Source organism: Pseudonocardia endophytica (genome assembly GCF_004339565.1).
Classification (GTDB): domain Bacteria; phylum Actinomycetota; class Actinomycetes; order Mycobacteriales; family Pseudonocardiaceae; genus Pseudonocardia; species Pseudonocardia endophytica.
Genome location: NZ_SMFZ01000002.1, coordinates 1,270,982 through 1,283,044, shown reverse-complemented (window position 1 = coordinate 1,283,044; position 12,063 = coordinate 1,270,982). Strand labels below are relative to the sequence as shown.

General features: G+C 70.6%; 10 protein-coding genes. 2 read left to right on the top strand and 8 right to left on the bottom strand.

The genetic code is table 11. The features are described 5' to 3' along the window. Nucleotide 1: 1 nt before the first annotated feature. Nucleotides 2-2,638: a valine--tRNA ligase gene (locus EV378_RS24850; RefSeq protein WP_132429832.1), complete on the bottom strand. Its 2,637-nt coding sequence runs from the start codon at nucleotides 2,636-2,638 to the stop codon at nucleotides 2-4. A gap of 152 nt (nucleotides 2,639-2,790) precedes the next feature. Here EV378_RS24850 and EV378_RS24845 point away from each other — a divergent pair, with 152 nt between their 5' ends. Further along, nucleotides 2,791-4,239 carry an MFS transporter gene (locus EV378_RS24845; RefSeq protein WP_132429831.1) on the top strand — a complete coding sequence of 483 codons (1,449 nt, stop codon included), beginning with the start codon at nucleotides 2,791-2,793 and terminating at the stop codon, nucleotides 4,237-4,239. 446 nt (nucleotides 4,240-4,685) lie between these two features. Then, nucleotides 4,686-5,117: a PPOX class F420-dependent oxidoreductase gene (locus EV378_RS24840; protein WP_132429830.1), complete on the top strand. Its 432-nt coding sequence runs from the start codon at nucleotides 4,686-4,688 to the stop codon at nucleotides 5,115-5,117. Nucleotides 5,118-5,486: 369 nt separating this feature from the next. Here EV378_RS24840 and EV378_RS35530 read toward each other — a convergent pair whose 3' ends face one another. From EV378_RS35530 to EV378_RS24810, 7 genes are all read right to left on the bottom strand, one after another. Beyond that, nucleotides 5,487-5,627, bottom strand: coding sequence for an MFS transporter small subunit (locus EV378_RS35530; RefSeq protein WP_165922389.1), 141 nt, complete (start codon nucleotides 5,625-5,627; stop codon nucleotides 5,487-5,489). Further along, nucleotides 5,624-7,006, bottom strand: a complete 1,383-nt coding sequence (locus tag EV378_RS24835; protein WP_243653754.1) for an OFA family MFS transporter — start codon at nucleotides 7,004-7,006, stop codon at nucleotides 5,624-5,626. The genes EV378_RS35530 and EV378_RS24835 overlap by 4 nt, the downstream gene beginning before the upstream one ends. 72 nt (nucleotides 7,007-7,078) lie before the next feature. After that, nucleotides 7,079-8,353: an ATP-dependent Clp protease ATP-binding subunit ClpX gene (gene clpX / locus EV378_RS24830; protein ID WP_132429829.1), complete on the bottom strand. Its 1,275-nt coding sequence runs from the start codon at nucleotides 8,351-8,353 to the stop codon at nucleotides 7,079-7,081. Between the two features lie 250 nt (nucleotides 8,354-8,603). Beyond that, nucleotides 8,604-9,254 carry an ATP-dependent Clp protease proteolytic subunit gene (locus EV378_RS24825; protein WP_132432700.1) on the bottom strand — a complete coding sequence of 217 codons (651 nt, stop codon included), beginning with the start codon at nucleotides 9,252-9,254 and terminating at the stop codon, nucleotides 8,604-8,606. Between the two features lie 32 nt (nucleotides 9,255-9,286). After that, complete coding sequence (locus tag EV378_RS24820; protein WP_132432702.1) at nucleotides 9,287-9,886, bottom strand: ATP-dependent Clp protease proteolytic subunit; 600 nt, start codon at nucleotides 9,884-9,886, stop codon at nucleotides 9,287-9,289. A gap of 240 nt (nucleotides 9,887-10,126) precedes the next feature. After that, the gene (gene tig / locus EV378_RS24815) at nucleotides 10,127-11,590 is read right to left on the bottom strand and encodes a trigger factor (RefSeq protein WP_132429828.1); all 1,464 of its coding nucleotides are present in this window, start codon (nucleotides 11,588-11,590) and stop codon (nucleotides 10,127-10,129) included. 106 nt (nucleotides 11,591-11,696) lie between these two features. Further along, nucleotides 11,697-12,026 carry a hypothetical protein gene (locus EV378_RS24810; RefSeq protein ID WP_132429827.1) on the bottom strand — a complete coding sequence of 110 codons (330 nt, stop codon included), beginning with the start codon at nucleotides 12,024-12,026 and terminating at the stop codon, nucleotides 11,697-11,699. Nucleotides 12,027-12,063: the final 37 nt, after the last annotated feature.

Here is a 12,063-nt window from a genome sequence, read left to right as displayed (position 1 = left end):
CTCACGCCTCCGGCAGGGCGGCCAGCCGCGCCCCGATCCGCTCGATGTCCGCCAGCGCGGTCTCCCGGCGGGCACGAATGCCGTCCACGACGTCGGCGGGGGCCTTCTCCGTGAACTTCGGGTTGCCCAGTTTCTTGTCCGCCTGGTCGCGTTCCTTCTCGGCGGCGGCGAGGTCACGCCCGAGCCGGGCCCGCTCGGCGGCGACGTCGATCGCCCCGGACGTGTCCAGCTCGACCGTGACCGGACCACCGGACGTCGAGACCTCGAACGTGGCCGTGGCCGCGAAGTCGTCGGACGGCTCGTCGAGCCGGTTCAGGAACCGCAGCGACCGCTCGTGCGCGGACAGCCCGGCGCCGGTGAGCCCGGTCAGGCGCGCGGCGACGGACTTGCGGTCCGGCAGGCCCTGCTCGGTGCGGAACCGGCGGACCTCGGTGATCACCTTCTGCGCGTCGGTGACCCGCGCGGTGGCCGCCCGGTCGACCGGCGCGCCGGTGTCCTCGGCCGTCGGCCACGCCGCGGTCACGACGGTCTCCCGGCCGGTCAACGCCCGCCACAGCGCCTCGGTGACGAACGGCGTGATCGGGTGCAGCAGTCGCAGCAGCGCGTCCAGCACGTGCCCGAGCACGGCACGGGTGCCGTCGGCCGTCGCCGGGTCGTCGAGCTGGGTCTTGCAGAGCTCGACGTACCAGTCGGCCAGCTCGTCCCACGCGAAGTGGTAGAGCCCCTCGGTGGCCTTCGCGAACTGGTAGGCCTCGAGCAGCTCGTCGGTCTGCTCGCGGACCTCGGCGAGCCGGCCCAGGATCCAGCGGTCGGCGTCGGTGCGGTCCGCCTCCGCGGGCAGCGGCAGCGCACTGTCGGCACCCTTGGACAGCGCGAACCGGCTGATGTTCCACAGCTTCGTCGTGAAGTTGCGGGATCCGGCGACCCACTCCTCGGACAGCGACATGTCGGTGCCAGGGTTCGAGCCACGGGCGATCGTGAACCGCAGCGCGTCCGCCCCGTAGGCGTCCATCAGGTCGAGCGGGTCGATGACGTTGCCCTTGGACTTCGACATCTTCTTGCCGTGCTCGTCACGGATGAGCCCGTGCAGGTAGACGTCCCGGAACGGCGTCTCGCCCATGGCGTACGTCCCGAACATCATCATCCGGACGACCCAGAAGAACAGGATGTCGTAGCCGGTGACCAGCACCGAGTTCGGGTAGTACTTCGCCAGGTCCGGCGTGTCGTCCGGCCACCCGAGCGTGGAGAACGGCCACAGGCCCGACGAGAACCACGTGTCCAGGACATCGGAGTCCTGCCGCCAGCCCTCACCGGTCGGCGGCTCCTCGTCGGGCCCGACGCACACGACCTCGCCATCGGGGCCGTACCAGACCGGGATCCGGTGCCCCCACCAGAGCTGACGGCTGATCGTCCAGTCGTGCATGTTGTCGACCCAGTCGAAGAAGCGCTTCTCCTGCTCCTTCGGGTGCAGCGTGGTCGCGCCGGACCGGACCGCGTCGCCCGCCGCCGTCGCCAGCGGCTCGACCCTGACGAACCACTGCAGGCTCAGCCGCGGCTCGATCGGGACGCCGGTGCGCGAGTCGTGGCCGACCGAGTGCACGTACGGCCGCTTCTCGGCGACGATCCGGCCCTGCGCGCGCAGCTCCTCGCGGATCGCCTCGCGCGCGGAGAACCGGTCCATCCCGTCGAAACGCGTGCCGGAACCCGCGATGACACCGGACTCGTCCATGATCGTCGGCATCGGGAGGTCGTGCCTGCGGCCGACCTCGAAGTCGTTCGGGTCGTGCGCCGGGGTGATCTTGACCGCGCCGGAGCCGAACGCCGGGTCGACGTAGTCGTCGGCCACGACCGGGATCCGACGGCCGGTGATCGGCATCTCGATCTCGCGACCGACCAGCGCGGAGTAGCGCTCGTCGTCCGGGTGGACCGCGACGGCCGTGTCGCCCAGCATCGTCTCGACCCGCGTGGTCGCGACGACGACCGAGGCGTCGCCGTCGCCGTAGCGCATGGAGACGAGCTCGCCGTCGACGTCGTAGTGGTCGACCTCGATGTCCGAGATCGCACTGCGCAGCGCCGGGGACCAGTTGACCAGGCGCTCCGCGCGGTAGATCAACCCGTCGTCGTACATCCGCTTGAACACGGCGCCGACGGCGCGGGACAGCCCGTCGTCCAGCGTGAACCGCTCGCGCGACCAGTCGACGCCGTCACCGAGGCGCTGCATCTGCCCGAGGATCGAGCCGCCGGACTCGGCCTTCCACTCCCAGACCTTCGCGACGAACGCCTCGCGGCCGATCTCGTGCCGGTCCGGCTCGCCCGCGGCGGACATCCGCCGCTCGACGACCGACTGCGTCGCGATACCGGCGTGGTCCATGCCGGGCAACCACAACGCGTCGTACCCCTGCATGCGACGACGGCGCGTCAGCGCGTCGATCAGCGTGTGGTCCATCGCGTGCCCGAGGTGCAGGCTGCCGGTGACGTTCGGCGGCGGGATGACGATGCAGAACGGCGGGCGCTCCGACGCCGGGTCCGCCTCGAACAGCCCACGCTCGACCCACCCGCGGTACATGTCGCCCTCTACCTCGCCAGGCGTCCACTTGGCGGGCAGGTCGGCGGCGCGTGTGGGAAGGGTCTCGGTCACGCTGTCAAGTCTACGAGCCACCCACGACAGGAATTCTGCGCGCCCCAACGCCGGGCTTGACCTGAACCCGAGTCCAGTTCGTACGTTTCGCCGCGACCGATGAGTTCGTCGGAAAGCTCCGGTCACAGCATCCGAAGGGGACGGGTGAGGACATGGCGACGGCGACTCTGGACCTGCGGCACGGCACGCAGCGGGTGTTCGCGCACCTGCTGGCGAGCACGCTGACCGTCTCGGTCGTGAACTTCACGGTGTGGTTCGCCGTGACGTTCTGGGTGTACATCGAGACGCGCTCGGTGATGGCGACCGGCCTGATCGCGGGGATCTTCCTGGCCGCGACGAGCCTGACCGGGATCTGGTTCGGCAGCATCGTCGACGGGCATCGCAAGCGGTCGGTGATGCAGGGCTCCGCCGCGGTGTCCCTGCTGTTCTACGCGGGCTGCCTGGTCGTGTACCTGTCGACGCCGGACGAGACGTTCCGCGACGCGTCGAGCCCGGTGCTCTGGGCGTTCGTGGTCGCGCTGATGCTCGGCGTGATCACCGGCAACCTGCGGACGATCACGCTGCCGACGATGGTCACGCTGCTCGTCCCGGCCGACGTGCGGGACAGGGCGAACGGGCTGGTCGGGACGGCGACGGGACTGTCCTTCCTGGTCACGTCCGTGATCTCGGGCCTGCTCGTTGCGTTCGACGGCATGCGCTCGGTCCTGCTGCTCGGTATCGCCGTGCTGGGGTTGTCGCTGCTGCACCTGTCCCGGATCGAGGTTCCCGACGGGCGCGGGGCCGTCGCGCGGGCCGCCCCGGGATCCGACGCGGAGCCGCAGCGGTCCGGCGTCGACCTGCGCGGGACGCTGCGCGTGGTCCGGTCGGTGCCCGGCCTGCCCGCGCTGATCCTGTTCACCTGCGTGAACAACCTGGTCGGCGGCGTGTTCATGGCGCTGATGGACCCGTACGGCCTGTCCCTGGTGTCGGTCCAGACGTGGGGCCTGCTGTGGGGTGCCCTGTCCGCGCTCGTGATCGTCGGCGGGCTGCTGGTGGCCCGCACCGGGCTCGGCTCGCGGCCGATCCGGACGCTGCTGCTGGTCAACGCCGTGCTGTGGACCTCGACGATGCTGTTCCCGCTGCAGGCCTCGATCGTGCTGCTGACGCTCGGGATGGCGGCGTTCATGCTGCTCATGCCGTTCGCCGAGGCGGCCGAGCAGACCGTGCTGCAACGGGTCGTCCCGTACGAGCGGCAGGGCAGGGTGTTCGGGTTCGCGCAGAGCGTCGAGCAGGCGGCGTCGCCGCTGACGGCGTTCCTGCTGGCCCCGTTCACCGAGCTGGTCGTGGTGCCGTACATGAGCGGCGACGGGTTCGGGGCCCGCACGATCGGCCCGTGGTTCGGCACCGGCACCGACCGTGCGATCGCGCTGGTCTTCGTGGTGGCCGGTGTGATCGGGCTGGCGATGACGCTGGGCGCGCTGGCCAGCAGGCCGTACCGCAGGCTGTCCGCGGCCTACCTCGCCGCGCCGTCCGACGGCCCGTCGGACCCGGACACCTCGACCACCGCCTCCGAAGCCGAGCGCGAGGACGGCGCTGCCTGCCCCGAGCCGACCGTCGCCTGACCGCACCGGCGCCTGCCCCGAGCGACGGTCGCCCGACGCCTGTCCGGCGTCTGCTCCGTTGCGCGTCGTCGCGCCGCCCGGCCCTGACGACCGCGGCGCTCGACGATCTCCGCACGACGCCGTCGCCGCACATGGCCGCGCCGACGGTCCGGGCGATCACCCCACACCGGTTGACCGGCGCGATCGTGCCACCCGATCCCGCCGGCAGATCGGCAGCGACGTCGCGGTCGTCGCGACCGCCCGAACGTGCCACCCGATCGGTCCGGCGGATCGAGGGGAACGTTGTGGTCGTCACAATCGCGCGAACGTGCCACTCGGTCCACCCGGCCGGTCGAGCGGAACGCCGGCGTCGCGGGTCGGCGCCCGGACCGTGCGGACGGACCTGCCGTGTCCGCGACGTACGAGGCCGCGCGACGACGTCCCGGCCGCGCGCCTACCCTCGCCGCGTGACCGACACAGCGACGCTGACCCCCGAGGTCGTCGAGTTCCTCAACCACGGCACGCGCACCGGGATGCTCGGATGGACCGCGAGCGACGGCCGCCCGCTGGTGGCGCCGGTGTGGTTCCTCGCCGAGGACGGCACCATCGTGTTCAACACCGGCGGCGGAACGGCCAAGGCGAAGGCGGTCGCCCGGGATCCGCGGGTCGTGCTGACCGCAGACCTGTCCGAGCCGCCGTACGCGTTCGTGCAGGTCCAGGGCGTCGCCGAGATCGTCGAGGACCTCGACGAGGTGCGCAGGGTCGCCACGGAGCTCGGTGGCCGCTACATGGGTGCGGCGCGCGCCGAGGAGTTCGGCGAGCGCAACGGCGTGCCCGGCGAGATCGTCGTGCGCATCCGCCCGACGAAGGTCAACGCGTCCCTGGACATGACGGCCTGAACCCACCTCGTGATCGCCGGTCCGGCGCGGATCGGCGCCGCTCGTGGCGCGGATCCATGCCAGTCCGCCGATCATGGCCGGCCGGCCCGGGGCGGGCAGGCCCGGGCCGGGGCGGAGCGGGGGCGGCGACGGCCCACGCCACCACCAGCATGATCAGCGCCCCGGTCCGGATGAGGGCGAGATCCCGCCCCGATCCGGACCAAGCTGCCGATCATGGCCGCGTGGGACTGGCCAGCGGCGCCGAGTCACGGTGATCGCCGGTTCGGCGCGGATCGGTGCCGCTCATGGCATGGATCCGCGCCGATCCACCGATCATGGCCGATGTGGCCGGGAGCGGCGACGCCCGGCAGGAGAGCCGGGAGAGGGCGCTCAGCCGAAGAGCGCCGGGATCTTGATGATCAGTTCGTACAGGCCCCAGGCGAACGGGACTCCCACCCAGAGCCACGCCACGATCGCGATCGCCCACATGCCGGGGGTCCAGCCGGCGGTGGTGGCCTGCTGCTCGCTCATGCCTGCGCCTCCGCGGTCTCGGTGGTGCTCTGCTTCGGTTCGTGGAACTTCGACGCCACCGGGCGGATGAGCTCGTTGGCGACGAACCCGACGATCAGCAGGACGACCATGACGATGAACGCCGGCGTGTAGCGCGGCGGTCCGTCGATCCCCGCCCGCGCGTCGGCGATCGCGTTCACGATCAGCGGTCCGAGCACGCCCGCCACCGACCACGCGGTCAGCAGGCGGCCGTGGATGGCGCCGACCTCGTACGTGCCGAACAGGTCACGCAGGTAGGCCGGGACGGTCGCGAAGCCCGCGCCGTAGAACGACAGGATCAGCATCGCCGCGATCAGGAACAGCACCTTGCTGCTGTTCCCGGCGAGCAGCACCAGCAGGTACAGCAGGGCGCCGACGCCCAGGTAGATCCGGTACATGTTCTTGCGGCCCAACGGGTCCGACAGCGACGACCAGCCGATCCGGCCCAGCGAGTTCGTCAGCGAGAGCATCGCGGCGAACCCGCCGGCCGCGGCCGTCAGCGCCGCCGCGGTGAGCCCGCCGGGGAAGAAGTCCTTCCAGATGTCCTGGGCGCGTTCCAGGATGCCGATCCCGGCGGTGACGTTGAAGCACAGCACCACCCACAGCAGCCAGAACTGCGGCGTGCGGATCGCGTTGCGGGCCGACACGTTCGCGCTTCCGACGACGGCGGCGCCGGGTGCGGGCGGCGTCCAGCCGGCCGGGCGCCAGTCGGCGGCGGGCACCCGGATCAGCACCCAGCCCAGCGACATGAAGACCAGGTAGATCAGGCCCATCGTGAGGAACGTGGCCGCGACGCCCGGCGCGCCGGCCTCGCCCTTCGCGGTACCGCCGAACGCGGACAGCAGCTGGTTCGTCAGCGGCGTGGCGATCAGCGCGCCGCCGCCGAAGCCCATGATCGCGATCCCGGTGGACAGACCGGGGCGGTCCGGGAACCACTTGATCAATGTAGACACCGGCGAGATGTAGCCGATGCCCAGGCCGATACCGCCGATGCCGCCGTAGCCGAGGACGACCAGCCAGTACTGCCCCGTCGCGACGCCGAGCGCGGAGACCAGGAAGCCGAGCACGAACGCCGAGGTGGCGACGACCATCGCCCACCGGGGGCCGCGGGCGTCGACGGCGGTGCCGAACACGGCCGCCGAGATGCCGAGCATGACGATCGCCAGCTGGAACGGCAGCGCGGACAGCACACCCGAGTTCGGGTCACCGGCCAGCACCGTTCCGGTCAGCGCGGTCTTGTACGCCGTCCAGGCGTAGGCCTGGCCGATCGCCAGGTGGACGGCCAGTGCCGCCGGCGGGATCAGCCACCGGCTCCATCCGGGTGGAGCGATAATCCGCTCCCGGGTCAGGAATCCCGCCACGTCGTGCCCCCAGGTTCGTCCGGCAGAGTCCGTGAGAACCTATGCACCGGACAACTACGGGGCAAACGCGGGTCAGGCCGAGCGGTCGCGACGCTCCCTGCGGGCGGGCTGACGGGGCACGATCGTCGGGTTCACGTTGTCCCGCACGGTCTGGTCGGTCACCACGACCTTGGCCACGTCGTCCCGGCTCGGGATGTCGTACATGACCGGGAGGAGGACCTCCTCCAGGATCGCGCGAAGGCCGCGGGCGCCGGTCTTGCGCAGCAGCGCCTGCTCCGCGACGGCCGACAACGCCTCGTCCGAGAACTCGAGCTCCACGCCGTCCATCTCGAACAGCTTCTTGTACTGCTTGATCAGAGCGTTGCGCGGCTCGGTGAGGATCTTGATGAGCGCTTCCTCGTCGAGCTTCGAGACGACGGCCGTGACCGGCAGACGCCCGATGAACTCCGGGATCAGCCCGTACTTCACGAGGTCCTGCGGCATGATGTCGTTCATGGAGCGCACCTCGCGCTCCTCGGCACCGACGACCTGCGCACCGAAGCCGATCCCCCGGCGTCCGACCCGCTCGTCGACGATCTGCTCGAGGCCCGCGAACGCGCCGGCCACGATGAACAGCACGTTCGTCGTGTCGATCTGGATGAACTCCTGGTGCGGGTGCTTGCGCCCACCCTGCGGGGGCACGCTCGCCGTCGTCCCCTCCAGGATCTTCAGCAACGCCTGCTGGACGCCCTCGCCGGACACGTCGCGGGTGATCGACGGGTTCTCCGACTTGCGGGCGATCTTGTCGACCTCGTCGATGTAGATGATCCCGCGCTCGGCCCGCTTCACGTCGTAGTCGGCGGCCTGGATGAGCTTGAGCAGGATGTTCTCGACGTCCTCCCCGACGTAGCCTGCCTCGGTCAGCGCCGTGGCGTCCGCGATCGCGAACGGGACGTTCAGCTGCCGGGCGAGCGTCTGCGCCAGGTAGGTCTTGCCGGAGCCGGTCGGGCCGAGCATCAGGATGTTCGACTTCGCGAGCTCGACGTTCTCGGCGTCGCCGCGGCCGTTCTCACCGGCCCGCAGGCGCTTGTAGTGGTTGTAGACCGCGACGGAGAGCATCTCCTTCGTGCGGTCCTGGCCGACCACGTACTGGTTCAGGTACTCGTGGATCTTGGCCGGGGTCGGGAGCTCGTTGAGGTCGACCTCACCGGCCTCGGCGAGCTCCTCCTCGATGATCTCGTTGCAGAGATCGATGCACTCGTCGCAGATGTAGACGCCGGGACCGGCGATGAGCTTCTTGACCTGCTTCTGACTCTTCCCGCAGAACGAGCACTTCAGCAGGTCCCCGCCGTCACCGATGCGTGCCATCTGTGTCTTCCCCAGTCCTGGTCCGGCGTGTTCGTGTCAGGGGGCGCCCTGCAACGCGGTGCAGTGCCGTCGTGCGCTCCGGTCCGTGCGGGCGGAGCTGCGATCGTCCGTCAGACGGTACCTGCCCGAGCCCGTCACCGGGGGACTTCACACTGTCCGATTTCGGTGACGGGCCGGGCGGCACGTCCGGAGCCGATGGTCGCTCCACGAGCTCCGCTCGCAGAGCCGACGCTCGCTCCGCGAGCGTCGCTCAGCCGACGGCCGAGAGCTTCCGGCTCTGCACGATCTCGTCGATCAGGCCGTAGTCCTTGGCCTCCTCGGAGGTCAGGATCTTGTCCCGGTCGATGTCCTCGTGGACCTGCTCGACGGAGCGGTTGCTGTGCTTGGCCAGCGTCTGCTCCATCAGGCGGCGGATCCGGGAGATCTCGGTCGCCTGGATCTCGAGGTCCGACGCCTGGCCGTACACACCCTCTGTGGCCGGCTGGTGGATCAGGATCCGGGCGTTCTCGACGGCCATCCGCATGCCGGGAGTGCCGGCCGCGAGCAGCACCGCCGCCGCGGACGCCGCCTGGCCGAGGCAGACCGTCTCGATGTCCGGGCGGATGAACTGCATCGTGTCGTAGATCGCCATCAGCGACGTGAACGACCCGCCGGGGGAGTTGATGTACAGCGAGATCTTGCGATCCGGGTCGAGCGACTCGAGGACCAGCAGCTGGGCCATCGTGTCGTTCGCGGACGTGTCGTTGATCTGCTCACCGAGGAAGATGATGCGCTCCTCGAAGAGCTTGTTGTACGGGTTGGACTCCTTGACCCCGTAGCTCGTCCGCTCCACGTAGGACGGGAGGACGTAGCGCGCACGCGCGAGGTCGGGCGCCGTGCCGCCGGGGCGGAGGTCGCCCATCGACGCGGGGTGGCGCGGGTCGAACGTGCTCATCAGGCGCTCCCGTTCTGCGAACCGAGGCCGCGGACCGCGGTGGTCACGACGTGGTCGACGAAGCCGTACTCCTTGGCCTCGTCGGCCGAGAACCAGCGGTCGCGGTCCGAGTCCCGCTCGATGGTCTCGATCGACTGCCCGGTGTGCTGGGCGATCAGCTCGGCCATCTCCTTCTTGGTGCGACGGAGCTGGTCGGCCAGGATCGTGATGTCGGCCTCGGTGCCGCCGATGCCGCCGGACGGCTGGTGCATCATGATCCGCGCGTGCGGCAGCGCGTAGCGCTTGCCGGGGGTGCCCGCCGACAGCAGGAACTGGCCCATTGATGCGGCCAGGCCCATCGCCGTCGTCGCGACGTCGCACGGGATGAGGTTCATGGTGTCGAAGACGGCCATGCCGTCGTTCACCGAACCGCCCGGTGAGTTGATGTAGAGCTCGATGTCCTTCTCGGGGTCCTCGGCCGCGAGCAGCAGCATCTGCGCGGCGATCCGGTTCGAGATCTCCGAGTCCACCTGCTGGCCCAGCACGATGATCCGCTGCTGGAGCAGGCGCTCGTAGACCGAGTCGGAGAGGCTCATGCCCGCCGTGGCGGCGGACCGCATCTGGATCGGCGCCGGTGCGCTGCGGCCCGCGTACCGCGGGCCGGTGTCCTGCTGGCTCACTTCACCCTGCCTTCTCGAAGTTCGGGGGCCTTCAACTCGCTGTCCCGCCTCGGGTATGTGAACCCGCTGAGCGTCCCCTCGGGACGCCGTCCGGGCCGACCCTACGCGGGCCGGACGGCGTCCGCGGCGACGCGCCGCCGATGTTCGCCGAGAGCGCACGAACAGGGGTGAAGGTGCTGCTCAGGCCTTGGCGTCGGCCTTGTCCGACGAGCCATCGCCGGACTGCTCGGAGGCCTCGGAAGACTCGTCGGAGACCTCGACGACCTCGCCCTCGACGGTGCCGGTGGCCGCGGCGTCATCGGCCCCGTCAGCGTCGTCGTCCTCGGAGCCGAACAGGTCGGACAGGTCGACGGCCTCGCCGTTCTCCAGCGTCACCGTCGCCGCCCGCACGACGGTCATCAGCGCCTTGCTCCGGCGGACGTCCTGGTAGATCGCACCGAGCTGGCCGGCCTGCTGGATCTGCTGGACGAACTGCTCCGGCTGCATGCCGTACTGCTGGGCCTGGAAGACGATCCGCTCGGTGAGCTCCTGGTCGCCGACCGAGACCTCCTCGGCGTCCGCGATCGCGTCCAGCACCAGGCGGTAGCGGACGGCCTTCTCGGCCTCGGACTTCGCCTCGGCGTCGAACTCCTCGCGCGTCTGGCCCTGCTGGGTCAGGAACTCCGCGAAGCGCTCCTCGTCGTGGTCGAACGCGTGCACGGCGTCGTGCGTGCGCGACTCGACCTCGGAGGCGACGACGCTCTCCGGCAGCGGGACCTCGGTGTTCTCGACGATCTGGTCGAGCAGCTTGTCGCGGGCCTGCGTGGCCTGCTCCATCCGCTTGGACTGGCCGATCCGCTCGCGCAGGTTCTCGGTCAGCTCGTCGAGCGTGTCGTACTCGCTGGCGAGCTGGGCGAACTCGTCGTCGGCGTCCGGCAGGTTCCGCTCCTTGACGGCGGTCACCTTCACCGTGATGTCGGCCTCGCGGTCGGCGTACTCACCGGCGACCAGCGTCGACTGGAACGTCTTCTCCTCGCCGGCCGACATGCCTTCGAGCGCCTCGTCGATGCCGTCGATGAGGCCGCCCTGGCCGATCTCGTAGGAGAAGCCGGTGGTCGCCGCCTCCTCGATCTCGTTGCCGTCGACGGAGGCGGACAGGTCGATCTGGACGTAGTCGCCCGTCGTGGCCGCACGCTCGACACCGCTCAGCGTGCCGAACCGGGCCCGCAGCTGGTCGAGCTGCTCGGTCACCGCGTCGTCGTCGACCTCGACGTCGTCCACCTCGACGGTCAGCGCGTCCAGGTCGGGGAGCTGGATCTCCGGGCGGACGTCGACCTCGGCCGTGAACGCCAGGCGCTCGTGGTCGGCGATCTCGGTGACCTCGATGTCCGGGCGGCCGATCGGCGTGACGCCCTCGGCCTCGCTGACGGCCTCCGAGTACTTCGACGGGATCGCGTTGTTCACGACCTCGTCCAGCACCGGACCGCGGCCGATCCGCGCCTCGAGGATCTTGGCCGGGGCCTTGCCGGGACGGAAGCCCGGGATCTTCACCTGCTGGGCGATGTTCTTGTACGCGCGGTCGAAGTCGGACTTGAGCTCGTCGAACGGCACCTCGACGTTGATCCTGACGCGCGTCGGGCTGAGGTGCTCGACGGTGCTCTTCACGGTGGTACTCCTTGACGATGCCGGCTGTGCGGACCCCCGGACCCACGGCCGCTCGCAGTGCGGCCGGCCCACGTCGCGTCGCGCGACGTCAGGGGCTCGCGCGAGTCTAGGCGAGAGCCGACGGGCCCGTCGGGGCGGGCGGTACCTGCGGTTCGACGGGCGCGGCGCCGACGTCGGAGAACGTCACGTCGACCGGCACCGGACCCAGCACCGAGCGCACCCGTCCGGCGATCTCGTCGGCCAGCGCGGGGAACGGCCTACCCAGCGCGACGACGACGGCGACCTCGGTCGGCTCGTCGCCCGCACCGATCCGCACGCCGGGCAGGCGACGGCCGGGCAGGTGCGACGCGACGACACCGAACGGCCCGCCGTCGAGCCGCAGCACCGACGGGTGCGCGAGCACGGCGTCGGCAACGGCGGCGGGATCGGGGGTCACGGGCGCCGATCGTAGGGACCCGCGTACACGGGGGCAC

Bases quoted from the DNA above. Each gene is read 5' to 3' on its own strand.
- EV378_RS24825 (WP_132432700.1), bottom strand. From the start codon at position 9,254: ATGGGCGACCTCCGCCCCGGCGGCACGGCGCCCGACCTCGCGCGTGCG.
- clpX (WP_132429829.1), bottom strand. From the start codon at position 8,353: ATGGCACGCATCGGTGACGGCGGGGACCTGCTGAAGTGCTCGTTCTGC.
- EV378_RS35530 (WP_165922389.1), bottom strand. From the start codon at position 5,627: ATGAGCGAGCAGCAGGCCACCACCGCCGGCTGGACCCCCGGCATGTGG.
- EV378_RS24845 (WP_132429831.1), top strand. From the start codon at position 2,791: ATGGCGACGGCGACTCTGGACCTGCGGCACGGCACGCAGCGGGTGTTC.
- EV378_RS24820 (WP_132432702.1), bottom strand. From the start codon at position 9,886: ATGCGGTCCGCCGCCACGGCGGGCATGAGCCTCTCCGACTCGGTCTAC.